This is a genomic window from Legionella antarctica (assembly GCF_011764505.1).
GTDB classification, from domain to species: domain Bacteria; phylum Pseudomonadota; class Gammaproteobacteria; order Legionellales; family Legionellaceae; genus Legionella; species Legionella antarctica.
Genome location: NZ_AP022839.1, coordinates 3,730,305 through 3,750,805, shown reverse-complemented (window position 1 = coordinate 3,750,805; position 20,501 = coordinate 3,730,305). Strand labels below are relative to the sequence as shown.

Genomic DNA, 20,501 nt, shown 5'->3' with positions numbered 1-20,501 from the left:
AACATAACTCCTCACTAAATAAGGGTGGTAAAAAGAATGTTAAAACTAATTATCCACGGCTATAAATATTGCCACTGAAAGCACCTACACGGCAAGATAATTAAAAAGAATAAATTTAAGGATCAAAAAATTGATATAAAACTTATAAAATAAAAAAGAGTGTTATTAATTAATGTACTAATTTGGTCGATTATACTCAGCCTGGAATAAAAGGCAAAGTTATCCACACAAAAAAACCAGAATATTCCGAACTATATTTCAAGGATAAACTAAAGAAAATTCAAATAATGACTCCAATAGATGCATAATGAGTAAAGTTAGTTATGGATAAAGCTGCAATCAGACAGAGGATAAGTTGGATATAACCATGGTGCATACTCTAAATGAAAAAATATAAACAAATAAGTCACAGGGTAAATCTGTACTTATGAACACAGTAAAAAATCAGTCAATCGATTGAAATTTATAGCAAAAAAAAGATTACTAACAGGGTTTAGCTTACCTAATAATAAATATAAGGTTTAAATATATATATTTTATATATTATTACGTCCAGTGCAATAATCAAAAAATTATCTCTAAGAAAAAAAGCGTTCATTAACCAAAATAAAAAAAATAAACTTTTTATCGGGAAAGGTGTGGATAAGAGGATGTTTAATACCCTATATATAAAGTGTATAAAATGTAGATAAAAAAAAGGGGGACACTTACACACAATCTAATGAATAAAGATACAAGAGTTCTATACAATATAAAAAAATGGTAACTTGCTGATATATAATAAATAATAATGGTTATCAACAGATATTTCGAAGCTAATAATAAACATAAGTTAAATAACTTAATAACTTAATAGTTATTAGCAAAATCTATGACAACCCAATTAATCAAAAAATAATCAACTTTGTAAATTGACAGTGTCACAAAAGTTATCTATCATTGCCAACCTCATAAATTTATAAACAGGTTCATCATGAAACGCACCTTTCAACCAAGTAATCTTAAACGCAAACGCGATCATGGTTTTCGTGAACGTATGGCTACTCGATCCGGCAGATTGGTAATTAAACGTCGTCGCGCTAAAGGCCGTAAGCGTTTATCAGCTTAAGTGTTTGAGTTTAAAAAAACACAACGCTTATTGAATAAAATCGATTATGACCATGTGTTTGAGCAAGCAAAAAAAATTATAACCAGAGAGTTCATTATTCTTTACCGAGAAAATAATTTTGGTTATGCCCGTATCGGGCTGGCGTTATCGAAGAAAATGATAGCTAAAGCCCATGACAGAAACCGGATTAAACGACTGCTAAGAGAAAGTTTTCGCCAATCGCGATTACCAGCTGTAGATATGATTTTTTTGGCCAGGCAAGGTGTTGCAAAGCAAACGAGTTCAAGTATCAATACCAGGTTGAGCGAAACATGGAAAAAATTAACATCGTAATACAACAAATAGTATGCATGCCCATAAAAATGTATCGATATTTGATTAGCCCTTTGATTAAACCATGCTGTCGCTTTTACCCGAGTTGTTCACAGTATGCAATTAGTGCTATTAAGCAACATGGCGTAGTCAAAGGGATATGGATGGCCTTTAAAAGATTATTACGTTGCCATCCGTGGTCGCGTGGTGGTTATGATCCCGTACTCCCTAACGATGAGAAGCTTTGATGGATATAAGACGTATTATATTATATATGGCGCTTGCGCTTATTGGTTTATCACTTTGGAATGCCTGGCAAATTGATTATCCAGTTAAACCACCTGTAAAAGAAGAAATAAGCAATTCAGTTAACATTGATGGTCATTTGTTACCTCAAGTCACTCCTGTTGATACAAAACAAACAGATTTAACCCCCTCCGCAGATCAATCTGTACTCACTCCAAATACTCCTTCTCGATTAGTTAAGGTTAAAACTGATGTTTTGGACATGAGTATAGATTTAAAGCAAGGTGATGTTGTTTCCGGTTTATTGCTCGATTATCCTTTGAGTGTTGAAGATAAAAACACGCCTTTCCCGCTTTTACAAAACCAGCCTAGTGAACGTTATGTCGCTAATAGCAGTATTTTTGTATCTTCTGGACAATCGATTCAGTCTCTTGATTTTGGATTTACCACGAAACAGCAAGAGTACCAGTTAAATCCGGAGCAAAATCAACTGGTTGTAACGCTAGATGGTGAAAATAAGGATGGATTAGCTGTTAAAAAAGAATTTATCTTTACTAAAGGCAGTTATTTAATCGATGTAAATTATAAAATTGTTAATAACAGCTCCCAAGAATGGAAAGGCTATTTAAATACCCAGTTGTTACGTAGCTCTCCTAAAGAAGATAAGTCTTCTATATTTCATGTTGGTTCATATACTGGTGCCTCGTTTTCAAATCCCGGTAAACACCGGTATCAAAAAGTAAGTTTCAGTGATATGAGCAAAACTAATCTGGACGTTGATGCAAAGGGGGGCTGGGTTGCCATGCAACAACACTATTTTTTAAGTGCATGGATTCCCAGCTCTACCAGTGATAATAAATTTTATACTCGTGCTATTAATGGGGACTATACTATTGGTGCAGTAAGCCAGCCCATTTCTATTAAACCTGCTGAGCAAAAAGAAATAGGTTCCAGACTGTATATGGGTCCGGAAATAACCAGTGTGCTGAAAGAAATAGCTCCTTCTTTAGATTTAACAGTTGATTATGGAATTTTATGGTTTGTCTCTTCATTATTATTTTCATTAATGAAAGCTATTTACGGTTTTGTTGGTAACTGGGGTTGGTCAATTGTTTTAGTTACCGTATTGATCAAGCTCGCTTTTTATCGATTATCAGCAACAAGCTATAAATCTATGGCTGGTATGCGCAAGCTGCAACCTAAATTGCAAGCCTTGCGAGAGCGTTATGGTGACGATAAGGCCAAGATAAGTCAGGCAACCATGGAGCTTTACAAACAGGAAAAAGTTAATCCATTAGGCGGCTGCTTGCCCATTGTGATTCAAATTCCAGTGTTTATTGCTTTATATTGGGTATTGTTAGAAAGTGTTGAATTAAGACAAGCTCCTTTTATATTCTGGATTAAGGACTTGGCATCTCCAGATCCCTACCATGTGCTCCCTCTTATTATGGGTGCGACCATGCTCATTCAACAAAAATTAAATCCTGCACCACCCGATCCAATGCAGGCAAAAGTGATGATGTTTTTACCTATATTATTTACTGGATTATTTTGGAATTTTCCATCAGGTCTGGTGTTATATTGGATAGTGAATAATACCTTGTCTATATTGCAGCAATGGTATATCACCCGAAAATATTCGGATGAAAAACCAACTAAGAAAATAACCGTTACTGCAAAATAAATGTCAATCGATACCATAGTGGCCATAGCTACTCCACCAGGAAAAGGTGGAGTAGGCATCATCCGATTATCAGGCCCCAAATCTTATTTGATTGCTCTCCAGCTGAATGGAAATAAAACTCTTCAACCCCGACTTGCCACTTATTGTTCTTTTTTTACATCTGATAAAGAGTTGGTAGATCAGGGGTTAATGCTCTATTTTAAAGCGCCAAATTCTTTTACTGGTGAAGATGTTATTGAAATTCAAGCGCATGGCTCCCCAGTTGTTCTTGATTTACTGACTAAAGAATCTGTTGCATTAGGTGCTCGATTAGCAAGGCCCGGTGAATTCTCTGAACGAGCATTTCTCAATGACAAAATAGATTTGACTCAAGCCGAGGCCATAGCAGATTTAATTCAGGCCAGCTCCCAAACTGCAGCTCGCATGGCATTTAAAACCCTGCAAGGAGAGTTTTCGAAAAAAATTAATCAGTTAAATGAAGAGCTGATATATTTGCGCTTATATGTCGAAGCGGCAATTGATTTCCCTGAAGAAGAAATAGACTTCTTAAATGATGGCAAAGTTGCTCATTTACTGAAGTCTATTTTGGATAAACTGGACACAATTCGTGGTGAGGCGAATCAAGGAGTAATTTTACGCGAAGGACTGTCTTTAGTTATTGCAGGAAGACCAAACGCTGGAAAATCAACTTTGATTAACTGTTTGGCCGGTAAGGATGTGGCTATAGTAACAGAAGTTGCAGGTACTACCCGAGATATTATGCGTGAACATATTTTAATTGACGAAATTCCCATTCATATCATTGATACTGCAGGACTTCGAGATAGTGATGACCTGATAGAGAAAGAGGGCATAAAACGAGCTTGGCACGAATTAAAGCAAGCCGATTGTGTGTTACTCGTAGTGGATGTGAATGCACCGGAGGAACACCCATTTATAACAGATGAACTACGCTCGGTCTTGCCAAAAGAAATTCCTATTATTAGCGTGTTCAATAAAATTGATACTTTAGGTTATCCCCCTCAAATAGATGAACTGTCTGTATATCTTTCAGCTAAATCAGGGGAAGGAGTTGATGGCCTTAAAAAAATTATTAAACAAGTAGTAGGTTATCAACCTAATGAGGGCCACTTTCTAGCTCGGCGACGTCATCTCAATGCATTAGATGAGGCAAAACAATTATTGCTCACTGGACAAATACAACTAGCAGATCATCGTGCAGGTGAATTGTTAGCAGAAGATTTACGGTTGGCACATCAGGTTTTATGTGAAATAACGGGTGAATTTACTTCTGATGATTTATTAGGCAAAATTTTTTCCAGTTTTTGCATTGGCAAATAGGCTTTGGTAGGTCCTTTAATAACATGGCTTGAGTCTGAGGTCATAGAAGAAAGATTGTACTTTGTCTCTTTAATTTTTTGATGATTTGTAAGACGCAGATCAATGGCCTAAGAAACAATCATAAAAATCTTCAACGATTCGGCGATGTTGTCTTTTTTCTTCTTATAAAAAACGAGACAGACCTTAACTGCATAAGCCAAAATCTGCTGTACCTCTTAAATCAATGTGTAAAAAAACAAAACAAGAAGGCTTGTCAAATGCAAACTCAGGTGGTAACGTATTAGAAGTGAAACCTCCTGTATATTTTTTGTGAGTTGTGATTATGGTTTATTCAAGTCAAAATGCTGCTGTTGGTAGGGAAAAACATCGGTTTTTTGTTCAATTTTCCTCAGCTGAAAAACTTGATAACCAGCTTAAAGCCATCAACACACGAACCCAAAATATTGGCTACACTTATTTGCTACGCAATCAGAATGCACTTGAAACTGAATTCACTAATATGTTTGTTTTTTTGCAACAGCAAGATGACGAGAAAAAAGATATTTTTTGGCTTTACTGTTACTATTGTGCTTCGCTTTTGGAAGCATTTTATAAGGCCTATTCTCAGCATGGCAATGCTGAGAAATACAGATTGATTAGACAACAAATTAAAGAGCGTTTGAATCACGATAAAATAACTAATGAAGCTGAAGAAAGCTTTATCCAATCGCTGGAGAACTCTTTTCTTCAGGGTTTTCGTAATCTGGTCAACTCACCTTTTCATCTATCTAAAATAAGAGATTACGTTGCTTACTCCAATCTATGTCGTATCTATTGGGTATTTTGCCGTCTGACCATAGTCCAGGGGTTATCTGTCGCAAAAGACCTTATTGAGATGTTAGATACTGTGCTGGGTGCTCATACCGACATTGAAAAAATAACGGGTGTTCTTCAGGCTCCCAATTATTATATTAACTATCTTAGTGTTGGATTTTTCCTGATTCGTTTTATGATAGATGGTGGTTTGCTTCTAAGGCACACCTTTTTTCCTACAGAGCAAGAAAAAGGAGCAGAGAATAGTTGCGAAGTAATTCAATTAGATGATCTTCCAGGCGCTGCCACTCTAGAGTCTTATAGAAATACTTACATCATGGTCCCCAATGAATACGGTACCGAAATTGAGCTTTACTATATTCCTCAAAGCGGAAGTGCGGAGAAACTGAAAATAAAAAATAAAAATAAATTACAAAGAACTTTATTAGATAAATTAAATAAGGAACAGTCCATTCGATTGTTTGCTGAGGAAGTAAGAACAATCATTACAGAAGAAACAGGTCATGTCCCGGAGAGTACTACTCCTTGGGATCGGTTTAAATATGAAATTTATAAAAGGCATTGTAATTTTGCCAATGACTTGGTGTGGGCTACAGTAAATTTTTTAACCAATTTTAACCAGGTTGTCCATATTTCTGGTCCTGTGGCAGGCTATCTTACTTCGGCTTTTTTAGTTTTTGACGTCTGTATGATTTTGTACAAATGCAATCTGGCTAAACAGGAATATTTAACTAAAAAAGCCCAATATATAGCAGAAAAGGATGAATACTCTAATCCGGATCGTTTTAGAAAACTGACTCCTGAGCAAAGACAGATGCACATTGAAATGCTCGACCAACAGCTTCTCGCCTTGAAAATGGATTGGCTGACTAAGGAAGCAACATTTTATTTTGTTGCTGCAGCCGCCGCTTTACTGGTGATGGGGTTTACAGCCTCAATGCTGCTAGGCCCAGCGGTTATGATAGCTGGTTGTTATTTTGCCTGTATTATTGCTGTTGCTATGTATCTCTCTGCTGATTCCTATTCTAAATACCAGGAAAAAAACCTGTACTTGGAGCAGTCTCAGCAGTCTGGAAAAAATCTTTCTGTGGCTCTGAAAGAATATGAGGCAGCGCGAAATGATTTTATTTTTACAATGGTCAAAAATACTGTAATGCCTTTGATAATGATTACAACGTTTGCAATCTGTTGGCCAGCCGCGATTGTTTTAACCGTGATGTATGCAGGTTATGAACTTTACCATGCCTATGATCAACACTCTGAAAGTAAGGTTGTAAAGCAACTTGCTTTAACCGGCCCTCAAGAAGAGAGTGATGAATCTCACCTCTTACAAGCTAACGCAACTTTCCAGACTTAAAAACCTGCTACTCCTTCCTGGTTGGACATCAGGCTATCTTTCCGTGTACATGGAATTAATAGCTTCTATATCTTTTTCACTTAATTGGTTTCTTTGACCTATTTCTATTCCGTCAACCAATGGCGTTATAGTAGGATTTCCATTTTTAGAAAAGGCATAGGGGCCGTAATGCATAATGGATTGATAATCGTAATCACCATAATCTTTACCATCGGTTAAATGTTGGTTAAAATTATATTGATGTTCCTCTTCAATATTTTCCCAGGCAATACGGATATAGTAATCTCTGTCAGCTCTTGATTGCTCGTGCCACATACCTAAAGCATGGCCAATTTCATGTACTGTATTCATGGTGGTACAGCGGGGTGATAACTCAATAATTTGTTTACCCCCCTGGCGTCCGACAAAAGAAGCACATATGGTACCTTCTGCACGAAGAAACGAAAGAAAATCATGGTATTCAAGACGGTTTTTTGTAGTTAACGCAACGAATTCTATTTTGCTGCGTTTTTGCCAATGTTCTATAGCCTGGTAAATGGCTAATTTACTTCTGAAAGGTAAATCTTCTGCAACTTCATATGGTACTATCCCTCCTGCCCAGCGCGATCCTCCAAGCATCGGGGTAATAACTGCACCGTGTTGATTTAAATCGGTTATTTTACCCAGAATTATATCCCCTTCTGTAATCGCATAGCCATCTATTTCCTCATACTCTACAAATCGGCTTCCACTAATTGGATCAGCCACGGTCACTTTTTTTATGTGATCAGCATTTAAGGGGGATAGAAAGAACGAGAAGCAAACAAAACTAATTGCCTTCAAACGATGTTTCATTGTAACTTCCCGAGCCAAGAATAAATTATGAACAGTGTATAAAAAATAAAAATAAATTTCTATGACAAAATTAAACATAAAATGAAAATCCTTCACTAAATTATATTACGACTCTCTTAGTTTTAGTGCCGCTTCATACAGTTCATTTTTGTTTTTTTTAGTTAGTTTGCAGGCTATAGTGACGGCCTGTTTCAGAGGCAATTCTTTTAGCAACACAGCAAGTAATTCTTCATTTGAGTTTTTGTCCTCTGCAACGGGGCGAGGTGGAATAATTAAAACAAACTCGCCCTTGATATGGCCTGAGTCTGCTAATAACCAGTTTTTTATAGCAAGCACCGTTCCAGAAATAAAGCGTTCAAAAGTTTTGGTCAGCTCTTTGGCTAAAACAACTTCACAACTTTGCCCATAGGTATCGCTTAGATCATCAAGACATTCCAGAATGCGATGGGTAGATTCATAAAAAATCAAGGTATGTGGTTCCGATCTTAGAGCACCTAGCTTATTTTTTCGAGCATTTTGTTTTGCGGGTAGAAAACCTAAAAATAAAAATGAATCACAAGGTACTCCTGCGGCGCTAAGTGCAGTAATTAAAGCACAGGGGCCTGGGATTGGTACCACGGGAATTTCATGTTCACGAGCAAGCTTTACTAAGGGAAAGCCCGGATCGCTGATTAATGGGGTTCCCGCATCGCTGATTAAGGCTATTGATTTTCCAGCTAAGAGTTGTCCTATGACGCTTTTACTTTTGTCACTTTCATTATGGGCATGAAGCGAGCTTAAATTATTTTTTATTCCTAAAGAAATTAATAACTGGATGGAATGACGGGTATCTTCCGCAAGTATTAAATCTACCGACTTTAAGATACTTAAGGCTCTTAGAGTAATATCATCACGATTCCCTATCGGAGTTGCAACTATGTAGAGAGTTCCTATGCCTGTTGCTAGTGAGTTTGTCATGGTTTATCCTCTTGCGTTATAGCGTATTTGGCGTATTAACATGTATATAAAATTATATAAAATCCGCGTATTATTTTTAGTTGCATCGACCCTGATGCTTTGCCAATGTATTAAGGTGGTTCACCCACCAAAACCGGTGGTGGTTAACAAGAAAAACCCACTAAGCCCTTATTCTTTGCCTACCGCTTCCTACTTAGCTATGGCTGAAAAGCAAGAGGGTAATCAAAAGCAAAGTCTGTTACTACTAGCCGCTGGTCGTTTAATCTCTGAAGGAAAATGGCAACAAGGCTCTGCTATATTAGCACAGACCCGTGATCTAACGCCTGTCCAAACTGATGAAAAGAGTTTATTACTGGCAAAAACTGATGTAATGCGTGACAGACCGAAAGTGGCTTTAGCTAAATTGGCAAGTATTCATGAGATTGACACCCTTTCAGGCTATCAGTAAATACAGTTTCATGAATTGCTAGCCCAAGCATACCGGGCTACTGGTAAATTTGCTGAATCAGTGACTGAACGAATAAAATTGGAGTCTTTGCTTATTAATAATGAAAGTCAGATTAATAACAGGCGCACTTTGTGGCTCACTTTGATTAATTTACCAGATGCTGAACTTACCACTATGGCTGAGGAAGCTACCAATAAATCTGAATTACAAGGCTGGTTACAATTGGCCATTATTTCGCGAAAATATCGCAATAACTCTAAAACCCTGCTGGTTGCTTTGGATCAATGGCAATCACAGTATAGTGGTCATTCTGCGAATAATATTTTACCTGACCCGCTGGATAGTATTGCTGATAAAATGTTGACTCAGCCAAAACAGGTGGCGCTTTTATTGCCATTTAGTGGCCCTTTGTCTGGCCCCGGTAATGCAATACGAGAGGGCTTTATGGCGGCTAATGCCACAAGTAAGTCGAGTTCAGACACTCAGGTAAAAATGTATGATACAAATAAGGGAGATGTCTCCAATACCTATCAACAAGCCCTAGCAGAAGGAGCGGACTACGTAGTCGGTCCTTTAACTAAAAGCCAGGTTGCAGTGATTGCTGCTCTAAATCACCCCGTTCCTACTTTATTGTTAAACGATTCTGATGTAATTGCACAGGAAAACTCCTATTCATTTGGTCTTTCACCAGCTAATGAAGCCATTCAGGTTGCTATAAGAGCAAGAAGCAAGGGCTACGCAAGAGCGTTGATCATTGCTCCTGAAAATGATTGGGGTAATGAGGTAACCAAAGTATTTACTCATCAATGGCAAAAGAATGGTGGTCAAATAGCTGATAGTTTTTCATATGGGCCCAACGACGATTTGAATAAAAGAATGCGGGACTTTTTGCATATCACTGAAAGTCAGGCCCGAGAAAAACATTTAAAACAGTTATTAGGTCAAAATTTACAATCGTCAACGAGTCGCAGGCAAGATTTTGATATGATATTTTTACTGGCCTACCCCTCTAAAGCCAGACAAATCATGCCTTTATTAAAATATTATTATGCTGGAGATGTGCCGGTATATGCGACCTCCAGTGTATATGGGGGAAGTGCTAACGCCTTAAAGGATAAAGATTTGAATGGAGTTATATTTTGTGATATTCCATGGGTTTTTGCCCATCAGATGGGAACAAGAAACTGGCCAGAACAGCTCAATAGTTATAACAGACTCTATGCTTTAGGCATGGATAGTCATGCATTAGCAACTCAGTTGAATCAATTAATATTGTTTCCAGCGGATGGCTCCAGGGATACAAACGGTATCTTATTTTTAAAACCCTCACAGCAGGTAGCTCGAGTGTTGGAGTGGGGGCAATTTAGACAGGGGTTAGCACATTCCCTGGGTGAAACGGCCTAGAGCCGTTTTCCAGATATTAGCTCAAAACATTTATAAGTTAAACATCCAGAGGGAAGCGGAAATTGATAACTCAGCAAACAGGACGTGTTGCCGAAGAAAAGGCTTTAAACTATCTAGTTGATAAAGGACTAAAATTGGTGATGCGGAATTATACTTGTCGTTTAGGTGAAATTGATTTAATTATGCGCGATAAAGAGTATTTGGTTTTTATAGAGGTTCGTTCACGTACGAGCATGAGCTTCGGTGGTGGAATGGCAAGTATTACTTATGCGAAAAGACAAAAAATAATAAAAACTACTTCGCACTATATTATGAAAAATAAAATGCAGGATAAATGTCCTCTTCGTTTTGACGTGGTTAGTATTGATGGGGCGTCGGGAGTAATTACCTGGATAAAAGATGCTTTTGGCGCAGACTATTGAGGGGTTGACCCAGATAGTTGCTGCCATTAATTGAAAAAACTAAAGGTTGGCTCTTAACTCAAAAAGGGGCTCTTGAAGGCCACAGTGTTGGGTCGAGCCTACTTACAATGCTAAGATTAGCTTATTTTAACGAAGTGTATAAACAATAAGGTTCATGACATGGTTCAGATGGAAGAAAGAGTACGCTATCTTTTTGGGGTTAACATTGAAACAAAAATTGCTGTCGCTGATGCGCTGTCAGACTCAATTGCCAAAGCAGGACAACGGTTGGTTAATTGTCTGCTTGGCGATGGTAAAATACTGATTTGTGGCAATGGGGGGTCTGGGGCCAATTGCATGCATTTTGCCAGCTCCATGCTAAATCATTTTGAGGTAGAAAGGCCTTCATTACCTGTTTTTAATTTAAGTACTGATGCCACAAGCTTAGGCTCTTTTGCGAATGAAAATCATTATGGTCAAGTTTTTGCGCGACAAATTCAAGCCCTGGGCCATGAACAGGACGTGTTACTTCTGTTAACTACTTCAGGCAACTCAGATAGCATGTTGTATGCATTGCATGCGGCAAATGAACGAGGTATGGACACTATTGCATTGAGCGGACGTGATGGTGGTGTGCTCGCAAATCATTTGGGACCAGAGGATATAGAGTTGCGCGTTGCCTCAGACAGTGCCGCTCGAATAAGAGAGTTGCACTTGTTCATATTACATTGTTTTTGTGATTTAATTGATCAGTCCTTGTTTGGTCAAGTTTTGGGATAATAAAATGAACGTTCATTCTAAATTAAAATTGATAGCAGTTGTTTTATTCAGTACGGTATTAACCAGTTGTGTTGTAGCTGTTGTTGCAGGAGCTGCGGCAGGAATGGTCTATGATCGGCGCAGCGTTGCCACTTTGGAAGCGGACGCAAGAATATTTCATGTGGCTCATACATCCATAGTAACCGATCACCAATTTCGAGACTCACGTATTTTGGTTACCAGTTTTAATCGGGTGGTACTTCTAGTTGGTCAAACGCCAACTGCTTCCTTGCGGGTGCTAGCAGAAAAAAAAGCACAAAGTGCTCCTGGGGTGAAAAGAGTTTATGATGAAATCACGGTCGCCAACCCCCTACCCATGACTCAACGCACTAAGGACAGTTGGATAACCAGTCAGGTAAGAAGCAATATGTTAACTAAAAAAGGACTTGAGTCCGGTTCCATACGCGTAGTAACCGAAAATGGGGTAGTGTATTTAATGGGTATTGTTTCTTCAGAACAGGCAACATTATCGGTTGATGTGGCAAGGCGTGTTAATGGGGTGACTAAAGTCGTTAAAATCTTCCAGTACATTCGCTAAAATGTCAAAACAAGGACGTTATATAGTACCTGCTATAATTATGGCCTGTGGTTTGTCAGGTTGTATTGGAACCATATGGACTGGTGCCTCTGTGATTTATGACCGGCATGATACGTATAAAAAATTAGACGATTATCACCTGCTTGTAGAAGTAAACAATGTTTTAGCGGTGGATAGAACCTTTAATAACAAGAATTGTGCCATTGATATTGCGGTTTTTAATGGTGATATATTACTTGCCGGTCATGTGCCTTCGGTCGAACTGCTTGATGAATTGTCACGCCGCCTACGTTCCGTCAATGGGTATCGGCGGTTATTTAACGAAATAACAGTTAATTCAATTGCATCAAACAAGATACAGGATGTTTGGATAACTACTAAAATTCGCAGTCAAATATTGGCAGACTCTACCATAGATCCGGATGCATTTAAGATAGTCACCTCCGATCGAATTGTCTATTTAATGGGTGATGTGAAACGAGATGAAGCTGAAAAGGTAATTAAAATAGCCCGTTTTACCAGAGGTGTAGAGCACGTTGTTAAGATACTGAGGTATTTCACGTACCAACCGTAACAAGATCGAAATAAATATGGCCTGAACAAAATCAGGCCATCAGCTGCGCGTCCAATCCAGGAAGTGGCTAACCTGGGAGGATAACATATACTGTATCAATGGATTCTACCTTTATCCAGTCGTTTACGAATTTTTCGTAATTTAAATTCTCTTAATAGCCCCGTAGACTCATTTAACATGGATTCTTCGTCTTTATCGCGGTTTTGATTGCAGGGGTGGGATTTACAGTGTTGCCGATATGAGAGGTGATTCTTGTTGTGTTTGTGGTCCAACCCATCACTATACCGATGGAGCATTTTTTCTCGCAGACTAGCTGCCGTATGTTGAGTTTTTTCAGACATATTGATTCCTTTGGCGAGATGTAATTACAGCTGCTTATTCATCTTTTGGATTAAAATAAGCCCTACATTTATATTATAGCTTGAGAATTGAATAACGGCGTTGATTATTCCAATCGATTGATTTATAATTCGCGCGGTGAAAGTAGGTGAATATGTGAACAAACAGCTGAACAGGCGTGGTATCATTCGATTATGGCTGATACAAATTGTCATTACTTTAATCATCGCAGCTCTATGCGCAATGATTTATAGTGTAAATGCAGCAACTTCAGCATTACTTGGCGGCATGGTGTGTATCATTCCTAATGCATATTTTGCCAGCAAAGTATTTAAATATCAGGGTGCACGAGCCGCAAAACAAATAGTTAGTAGTTTTTATAAGGGCGAGGCATTCAAGATAATTTTGTCAATATTCCTTTTCACTGCAGTATTTGTATTATGCAGGATTACACCGCTTGCGTTTTTTGCATCGTATATTTTAGTACTCATGACGCATTGGTTTGCTCCATGGATTATTGTCAATAAACTGAATAGGCCTGAAAGTGACTGAAATGGTATCTAGTACAAACTATATCAAACATCATCTAACGTATCTCACCTATAACGTTAGTGAGATGAAAATGGGTTCATCTGGTGGTTTTTGGACCTTGAACCTTGACACAATATTCTTCTCTATAATTTTAGGCGCCATCGCTCTGCTCGCAATGTATTATGGCGCTAGAAAAGTGACAACGGGTGTTCCCGGCAAGATGCAGAACTTTGCTGAGCTCATGTTGCAATTTGCCGACAATCAGGTAAAAGACTGTTTTCACGGAAAAAATAATTTAATTGGCCCTTTGGCACTCACTATATTTATGTGGGTATTCTTAATGAATTTTATGGATATTCTGCCTGTAGATGTGCTACCAATGGCCGCTCAACTAGGTGGGGTTCATTATCTTAAAGTTGTTCCAACAAACGATTTAAATTTAACATTTGGCCTGTCCATATCCGTATTTTTATTAATAATTTTTTACAGTCTTAAAATCAAAGGTCCGAAAACTTTTTTAAAAGAACTGACGCTTCAGCCTTTTAATCATTACGCTTTTATCCCCTTTAACCTGCTCCTTGAACTGGTTGGCTTGATCGCCAAGCCCATATCATTGGCATTACGGTTATTTGGAAACTTATATGCTGGCGAATTAATTTTTATTTTGATAGCCTTACTCACCTTAAATGCTACATCGACATCACTAATGAGCACTGTGACTCTTGGATCAGCTCAGTTTATTCTGGCACTTGCCTGGTCAATTTTTCATATTTTAGTGATAACATTGCAAGCATTTATTTTCATGGTGCTGACTATTGTATATCTCAGTCTGGCACACGAAGAACACTAACCGATTTAATTTTCATCATCCATTGTAAAGGGGATAAATATGCAAGCTGCTGGTTTAATAGCACAAGTTCAAAGTATGACCGTTATTGCGGTTGCGTTATTAATAGGATTAGGTGCATTGGGCACAGCAATAGGATTTGGTTTGCTTGGTGGCAAATTCCTTGAAGGCTCAGCTCGTCAGCCTGAAATGGTTCCTATGCTACAAGTTAAAATGTTCATCGTTGCCGGTTTATTAGACGCGGTAACTATGATTGGTGTTGGTATAGCATTGTTCTTTACTTTTGCTAACCCATTCCTTAGCAACCTGGGTTCTTGATAACACATAAACAGGGCGCCGCTGCGCCCTAATTGTTACAGGAGAAATTACTTTGGATATTAATTTAACATTAGTAGTACAAATGCTGGTTTTTGCCGCATTTGTTCTGTTTACTATGAAACTGGTTTGGCCTCCATTAGCCAAGGCATTAGAAGAAAGACAAGAAAAAATCGCTGATGGCTTATCAGCTGCCGAGCGTGGTCGAAAGGAACTGGAATTAGCACAACATCGTGTTAAAGATGAGTTAAGACAAGCAAAAGCCCAATCCGCTGATATTATTGATAAAGCGAATAAACGCGCGTCACAAATCATTGAAGAAGCTAAAGAGGCAGCTAAACGAGAAGCCCAGATTCAGGCAAAACTCGCTCAGGAGCAGTTAGCGCAGCAAGTAAACCACGCCAAAGAAGCGCTTCGAAAGCAAGTTGCCAAATTAGCTATCTCCGGCGCTGAAAAAATACTAATGCGTGAAGTGGATGCTAAAGCGAACAGCGCACTGCTAGATAACTTGATAGAAGAGATTTAAAATGTCTGATAGCACCACCATAGCCAGACCTTATGCAAAGGCTATTTTTGAACATGCACTAGCGGAAAATAAATTAGCTGAATGGTCTGAGTATTTGCTTATTCTTGCTCAAGCAATCCTGGATCCTAAAGCATGTGAATTTATTACCAATCCTGCAGCAAAAATGGAACAGCAAATTGACCTTTTACAATCAATATGTGGCTCTAAAGTAAAAGAGAGCAAGTCATTACATCATTTGATTTCCTTGTTAGCTACTAATAAAAGACTGATGTTGTTGCCAGAAATTAAAGGACTCTACGAAGCTCATAGAGCAGAGCAAGAAAAGACATTAGATGTCGATGTAGTCAGTTATTCTACCCTAACCGCCACGCAACAGCAGCAAATGATAGATTCATTAAGTAAGCGCATCAAACGTAAAGTGTCGTTAAAAATAAGTATTGATCCCTCCTTGCTTGGCGGAGCAGTAATCCGAGCAGGTGATTTAGTTATCGATGGCTCAGTTCGGGGCAAGCTCAATAAACTTGGCACCGGCTTGGCCGCTTAATTTAGAGGATAGTTTTCATGTCAGAACAAGTAGCGTTAAATCCTTCTGAAATCAGCGAATTAATCAGAAAGAAAATAGATCAATTCAATGTGGTCTCAGAAGCACGTAATGAAGGGACAGTAGTTAGTTTAAAAGACGGGATTGTTCGTTTACATGGCCTTGCTGATGCAATGGCAGGTGAAATGATTGAGTTCCCTGGTGGTGTTTATGGTCTGGCACTTAACCTGGAAAGAGATTCAGTCGGTGCTGTAATTCTCGGTGATTCTTCATCATTGGCTGAAGGCCAAAAAGGTAAATGTACCGGCCGCATTCTTGAAGTTCCAGTAGGTAAAGGCCTTTTAGGACGTGTTGTTGATGCTTTAGGTAACCCTATTGATGGAAAAGGACCTATTGAGTCTGACAGAATGTCTCCCATCGAAAAGGTTGCTCCTGGCGTAATTTCACGTAAATCAGTGGATCAACCAGTACAGACAGGATTGAAAGCAATCGATGCAATGATTCCTGTTGGCCGTGGGCAGCGTGAGCTTATTATTGGCGACCGGCAAACAGGTAAAACAGCAATCGCAATTGATGCGATTATCAATCAAAAAGGCACTGGGGTTAAATGCGTGTACGTGGCTATAGGCCAGAAGGCATCCTCAGTGGCTTCTATAGTACGCAAACTAGAAGAGCACGGCGCTTTGGAGCATACAATCGTTGTTGTTGCTGGTGCTTCTGATTCTGCCGCACTACAGTTTATTGCACCTTATTCTGGCTGCACGATGGGTGAGTACTTCATGGAACGTGGCGAAGATGCTTTGATCGTCTATGATGACTTGACTAAACAAGCTTGGGCTTATCGTCAAATTTCTCTGTTACTCCGCAGACCTCCAGGCCGCGAGGCATATCCTGGAGATATTTTTTATTTACATTCACGATTACTGGAAAGAGCCGCTCGAATTAATGCTGAAGAAGTTGAAAAACTAACTAACGGCGAAGTAAAAGGTAAAACAGGATCCCTAACTGCACTACCGATTATCGAAACGCAAGCCGGTGACGTTTCCGCATTCGTGCCAACAAACGTAATTTCCATTACCGACGGCCAGATTTTCCTGGATGTGGATTTATTCAACTCAGGAGTAAGACCGGCTATTAACTCTGGTTTGTCCGTTTCACGGGTTGGTGGTGCAGCACAAACAAAAATCATGAAAAAACTAGGTGGCGGTACACGCTTGGCTCTTGCTCAATTCCGTGAGTTGGAGGCGTTCTCTCAGTTTGCCTCAGATTTGGATGATGCAACACGTAAGCAACTGGAACGTGGTCAACGAATTACCGAGCTAATGAAGCAAAAACAGTATTCACCATTTTCTGTTGCAGAAATGGGTGTGTCGTTATTTGTCGTTGAAAAAGGATATTTGGATGATGTTCCTGTGAACGAAATAAGTTCATTTGAAGCATCACTGCATGACTACATGCGCAGCTCACATGCAGCATTGTTACACTCCATAAATGAAGCTGGTGGGTATGATGACGCAATTGAAGCAAAACTGAAAGCAGCTGTTGAGGATTTTAAACGTACGGCTAGTTGGTAAATTATAAGGTCATTGCCATAAAAGTAATGACCTATAAATCAATAAAGGCGAAGTGATATATGGCTGGAGCAAAAGAAATCCGTACGAAAATTTCGAGCATTAACAAAACTCGAAAAATTACACGTGCGATGGAAATGGTGGCGGCAAGTAAAATGCGTAAAACGCAGGAAAGAATGCGAGCATCCAAACCTTATGCCAATAAAATATATGATGTAGTAAAACATATTGCTCGTGCGAACTCAGAATACCGACATCCATTTATGGATGTGCGTGAAATAAAACGTGTCGGTGTTATTGTAGTCACCACAGATCGAGGATTATGCGGTGGTTTAAACGCGAATTTACTTCGGGAAACGATTCGCACCATGCGGAACTCTAAAGAGCAAGGTAAAGAAGTCGATGTGGCCGTAATTGGTCGAAAAGGACAGGCTTTCTTTAAACGAGTTGGTGGTAACATCCTCGGATCTATAGATCATCTTGGTGACACCCCTGGTATTAATGATTTTATCGGTCTTGTAAAAGTAATGTTAGATGCTTATTACAGCGGTACTATCGATGCGTTACATATAGTCTATAACGAATTTGTTAACACTATGACGCAAAAACCAGTGGTAAAACAATTATTGCCATTACCGAAATCAGAAGAAGACAGTAAGGTTATGGGGCATCATTGGGATTATATTTACGAACCTGATGCCAAAGATCTACTGGATGATATTTTAGAACGATATATTGAATTACAAGTTTATCAAGCTGTTGTAGAAAATATTGCTTGCGAGCAGGCAGCTAAAATGATTGCAATGAAAAGTGCAACGGATAATGCGGGTGATTTAATTAAAGAATTTCAATTGGCCTATAACAAAGCCCGACAAGCTGCAATTACTCAAGAATTGGCAGAAATTGTCGGTGGCGCAGCCGCTTTATAAGAGGGTATAGAATGAGCTTAGGAACTGTAATAGAAGTAATTGGTCCAGTGGTAGACGTAGAGTTTCCCCGTGATGTTGTGCCTAAAATTAATGATGCATTAACACTTGTTGATGGCGATCTGGTTTTCGAGGTCCAGCAACAGTTAGGAGATGGTGTGGTTCGCACCATTGCAATGGGTACAACGGATGGCCTGAAACGTGGGCTTAAAGCTCAAAATACCGGTAAGCCAATCCAGGTTCCTGTCGGTACAAAAACCTTAGGTCGCATTATGGATGTTTTAGGTCGTCCTATAGACGATGCTGGTCCTATTAATGCTGAAGATCATTGGGCTATTCATCGTAAGGCACCAAGTTATGAGGAACAAGCTGGGAGTCAGGAATTATTAGAAACAGGAATTAAAGTAATTGACTTACTCTGTCCTTTTGCTAAAGGTGGTAAGGTTGGTCTGTTTGGTGGAGCAGGCGTTGGTAAAACCGTAAACATGATGGAATTAATTCGAAACATCGCTATTGAACATAGTGGCTATTCAGTGTTTGCTGGGGTTGGTGAGCGTACGCGGGAAGGCAATGACTTCTATCATGAAATGAAAGATTCTAACGTATTAGATAAAGTATCTCTGGTTTATGGCCAAATGAATGAGCCTCCAGGTAACCGTTTACGCGTTGCTTTAACCGGTTTGACTATGGCTGAAAAATTCCGTGACGAAGGTCGCGATGTGTTGCTATTTATAGATAACATTTATCGTTACACTCTCGCGGGAGTTGAGGTTTCTGCATTATTGGGTCGTATGCCATCAGCGGTAGGTTATCAGCCTACATTGGCGGAAGAAATGGGTATGTTACAGGAGCGGATTACTTCTACTAAAACGGGTTCAATTACCTCGATTCAAGCAGTATATGTTCCTGCGGATGACTTGACTGACCCATCACCTGCAACTACTTTTGCCCACTTGGATGCCACAGTAGTTCTATCGCGGCAAATTGCAGAGCTTGGTATTTACCCAGCAGTGGATCCTTTGGATTCAACTTCACGACAACTGGATCCATTAGTGGTTGGCCAGGAGCATTATGATACTGCTCGTCGCGTACAACAAACTCTACAGCGCTACAAGGAATTAAAAGATATTATTGCAATTTTGGGTATGGATGAGTTATCCGAAGAGGACAAACGAGTGGTAACCCGTGCACGCAAAATTCAAAGATTCTTGTCGCAGCCGTTCTTCGTTGCTGAAGTGTTTACCGGTTCTCCAGGAAAGTATGTATCTCTTAAGGACACTATTAAAGGATTTCAAGGCATTCTCGCTGGTGAATATGATGATTTACCTGAGCAGGCATTTTATATGGTCGGAAGCATAGAGGAAGCTGTTGCTAAAGCTAAAACCTTATGAGGCAAGCAGATATGACGATTACAACGCACCTGGATATTGTCAGTGCAGAACATGAAATCTTCTCCGGTTTGGTAGAGATGGTAGTTGCTAGTGGAGAATTGGGTGAGGTTGGCATTACACCGGGTCATGCTCCATTGCTTACTGTATTAAAACCAGGCGAGGTACGACTTACCTTGCCAGGTGGCGCGCAGGAAATTTATTACGTACAGGGCGGCATGCTCGAGGTGCAACCTAACTGTGTTACCGTGCTTGCCGATGCTGTTGAACGTGCAGATTATTTAGATGAGGCTGCAGCACTTACTGCCAAGTCACAAGCTGAAGCTGCAATGGCAAATAAAAATGGCGATATAGATTATTCAGTTGCTGCTGTGGAATTAGCTCGTGCAGTTGCCCAGATTCGTGCTATTCAAAAATTCAGAAAAATCATCAAGTAATGTTTTTTAAATAGATAAGGTCGGACATGGTTACCGACTTTATCTTATTTCTTCTTCTGTGTAAGTCTTGATTCATCACATTCATACTAAAAAATCTGTTTAGGACGTTTTTGGCATTGATTAAACAGAAAGGGGTATGGTTGCAAATTATTTACAAAAATGGACGACCTGATACAGCAAACTCGAAAATTGATTTCACACCATCATGCAGAAAGGACCATTTCAAAATCTTTTTAATTAAGAG

General features: G+C 39.2%; 22 protein-coding genes and 1 pseudogene. 20 read left to right on the top strand and 3 right to left on the bottom strand.

Going from position 1 to position 20,501, the window contains the following annotated elements; all coding sequences use genetic code 11:
- The first annotated feature begins 973 nt into the window (after window positions 1–973).
- The 6 genes from rpmH to HRS36_RS17590 all read left to right on the top strand — a co-directional run bounded on the left by rpmH (window position 974) and on the right by HRS36_RS17590 (window position 6,861).
- Entirely contained in the window at window positions 974–1,108 is a 135-nt protein-coding gene (gene rpmH / locus HRS36_RS17615) for a 50S ribosomal protein L34 (protein WP_173238390.1), read from the top strand.
- The gene (gene rnpA / locus HRS36_RS17610; protein WP_173238389.1) at window positions 1,109–1,441 is read left to right on the top strand and encodes a ribonuclease P protein component; all 333 of its coding nucleotides are present in this window, start codon (window positions 1,109–1,111) and stop codon (window positions 1,439–1,441) included. It abuts the gene before it with no gap.
- On the top strand, window positions 1,420–1,668 hold the full coding sequence (yidD, locus tag HRS36_RS17605) for a membrane protein insertion efficiency factor YidD (RefSeq protein WP_173238388.1): 249 nt from the start codon (window positions 1,420–1,422) through the stop codon (window positions 1,666–1,668). The genes rnpA and yidD overlap by 22 nt, the downstream gene beginning before the upstream one ends.
- The gene (gene yidC, locus HRS36_RS17600; protein WP_173238589.1) at window positions 1,668–3,350 is read left to right on the top strand and encodes a membrane protein insertase YidC; all 1,683 of its coding nucleotides are present in this window, start codon (window positions 1,668–1,670) and stop codon (window positions 3,348–3,350) included. Before yidD ends, yidC begins: the two co-directional genes overlap by 1 nt.
- Entirely contained in the window at window positions 3,351–4,691 is a 1,341-nt protein-coding gene (gene mnmE, locus HRS36_RS17595) for a tRNA uridine-5-carboxymethylaminomethyl(34) synthesis GTPase MnmE (protein ID WP_173238387.1), read from the top strand.
- A 322-nt stretch (window positions 4,692–5,013) separates the two neighbouring features.
- Entirely contained in the window at window positions 5,014–6,861 is a 1,848-nt protein-coding gene (locus HRS36_RS17590; protein ID WP_173238386.1) for a hypothetical protein, read from the top strand.
- A 33-nt stretch (window positions 6,862–6,894) separates the two neighbouring features.
- On the opposite strand, the gene legP is transcribed toward HRS36_RS17590, so the two are convergent.
- Complete coding sequence (gene legP / locus HRS36_RS17585) at window positions 6,895–7,773, bottom strand: Dot/Icm T4SS effector Zinc-dependent metalloprotease LegP (protein ID WP_275940996.1); 879 nt, start codon at window positions 7,771–7,773, stop codon at window positions 6,895–6,897.
- 27 nt (window positions 7,774–7,800) lie between these two features.
- Window positions 7,801–8,652 (bottom strand): 16S rRNA (cytidine(1402)-2'-O)-methyltransferase, encoded by an 852-nt coding sequence (gene rsmI, locus HRS36_RS17580; protein WP_173238385.1) that lies wholly within the window; start codon window positions 8,650–8,652, stop codon window positions 7,801–7,803.
- Between the two features lie 40 nt (window positions 8,653–8,692).
- Between rsmI and HRS36_RS17575 the strand changes: the two are divergent.
- From HRS36_RS17575 to HRS36_RS17555, 5 genes and pseudogenes are all read left to right on the top strand, one after another.
- Window positions 8,693–10,504: pseudogene (locus HRS36_RS17575) on the top strand (penicillin-binding protein activator).
- A 65-nt stretch (window positions 10,505–10,569) separates the two neighbouring features.
- On the top strand, window positions 10,570–10,926 hold the full coding sequence (locus tag HRS36_RS17570; protein ID WP_173238587.1) for a YraN family protein: 357 nt from the start codon (window positions 10,570–10,572) through the stop codon (window positions 10,924–10,926).
- Window positions 10,927–11,085: 159 nt separating this feature from the next.
- Complete coding sequence (locus tag HRS36_RS17565) at window positions 11,086–11,685, top strand: D-sedoheptulose-7-phosphate isomerase (protein WP_173238384.1); 600 nt, start codon at window positions 11,086–11,088, stop codon at window positions 11,683–11,685.
- A 4-nt stretch (window positions 11,686–11,689) separates the two neighbouring features.
- The gene (locus tag HRS36_RS17560; protein WP_173238383.1) at window positions 11,690–12,262 is read left to right on the top strand and encodes a BON domain-containing protein; all 573 of its coding nucleotides are present in this window, start codon (window positions 11,690–11,692) and stop codon (window positions 12,260–12,262) included.
- A gap of 1 nt (window position 12,263) precedes the next feature.
- A complete protein-coding gene (locus HRS36_RS17555) occupies window positions 12,264–12,836 on the top strand; it encodes a BON domain-containing protein (protein ID WP_173238382.1) in 573 nt (190 codons plus the stop codon).
- Window positions 12,837–12,931: 95 nt separating this feature from the next.
- On the opposite strand, the gene HRS36_RS17550 is transcribed toward HRS36_RS17555, so the two are convergent.
- The gene (locus HRS36_RS17550; RefSeq protein WP_173238381.1) at window positions 12,932–13,177 is read right to left on the bottom strand and encodes a hypothetical protein; all 246 of its coding nucleotides are present in this window, start codon (window positions 13,175–13,177) and stop codon (window positions 12,932–12,934) included.
- 154 nt (window positions 13,178–13,331) lie between these two features.
- Between HRS36_RS17550 and HRS36_RS17545 the strand changes: the two genes are divergently transcribed.
- The 9 genes from HRS36_RS17545 to HRS36_RS17505 are packed head-to-tail and all read left to right on the top strand — an operon-like array spanning window position 13,332 to window position 20,257.
- The gene (locus HRS36_RS17545) at window positions 13,332–13,727 is read left to right on the top strand and encodes a F0F1 ATP synthase subunit I (protein WP_173238380.1); all 396 of its coding nucleotides are present in this window, start codon (window positions 13,332–13,334) and stop codon (window positions 13,725–13,727) included.
- Between the two features lies 1 nt (window position 13,728).
- Window positions 13,729–14,556, top strand: a complete 828-nt coding sequence (gene atpB, locus HRS36_RS17540; protein WP_173238379.1) for a F0F1 ATP synthase subunit A — start codon at window positions 13,729–13,731, stop codon at window positions 14,554–14,556.
- Between the two features lie 39 nt (window positions 14,557–14,595).
- Complete coding sequence (gene atpE, locus HRS36_RS17535) at window positions 14,596–14,871, top strand: F0F1 ATP synthase subunit C (protein ID WP_045097282.1); 276 nt, start codon at window positions 14,596–14,598, stop codon at window positions 14,869–14,871.
- Between the two features lie 52 nt (window positions 14,872–14,923).
- Window positions 14,924–15,394, top strand: coding sequence for a F0F1 ATP synthase subunit B (locus HRS36_RS17530; RefSeq protein ID WP_173238378.1), 471 nt, complete (start codon window positions 14,924–14,926; stop codon window positions 15,392–15,394).
- A gap of 1 nt (window position 15,395) precedes the next feature.
- A complete protein-coding gene (locus HRS36_RS17525; RefSeq protein WP_173238377.1) occupies window positions 15,396–15,938 on the top strand; it encodes a F0F1 ATP synthase subunit delta in 543 nt (180 codons plus the stop codon).
- A gap of 17 nt (window positions 15,939–15,955) precedes the next feature.
- Window positions 15,956–17,509, top strand: coding sequence for a F0F1 ATP synthase subunit alpha (atpA, locus tag HRS36_RS17520; protein ID WP_173238376.1), 1,554 nt, complete (start codon window positions 15,956–15,958; stop codon window positions 17,507–17,509).
- Window positions 17,510–17,568: 59 nt separating this feature from the next.
- On the top strand, window positions 17,569–18,435 hold the full coding sequence (atpG, locus tag HRS36_RS17515) for a F0F1 ATP synthase subunit gamma (RefSeq protein WP_173238375.1): 867 nt from the start codon (window positions 17,569–17,571) through the stop codon (window positions 18,433–18,435).
- An 11-nt stretch (window positions 18,436–18,446) separates the two neighbouring features.
- Window positions 18,447–19,823: a F0F1 ATP synthase subunit beta gene (atpD, locus tag HRS36_RS17510; RefSeq protein ID WP_173238374.1), complete on the top strand. Its 1,377-nt coding sequence runs from the start codon at window positions 18,447–18,449 to the stop codon at window positions 19,821–19,823.
- An 11-nt stretch (window positions 19,824–19,834) separates the two neighbouring features.
- Window positions 19,835–20,257 (top strand): F0F1 ATP synthase subunit epsilon, encoded by a 423-nt coding sequence (locus HRS36_RS17505; RefSeq protein WP_173238373.1) that lies wholly within the window; start codon window positions 19,835–19,837, stop codon window positions 20,255–20,257.
- The last annotated feature ends 244 nt before the right edge of the window (window positions 20,258–20,501 follow it).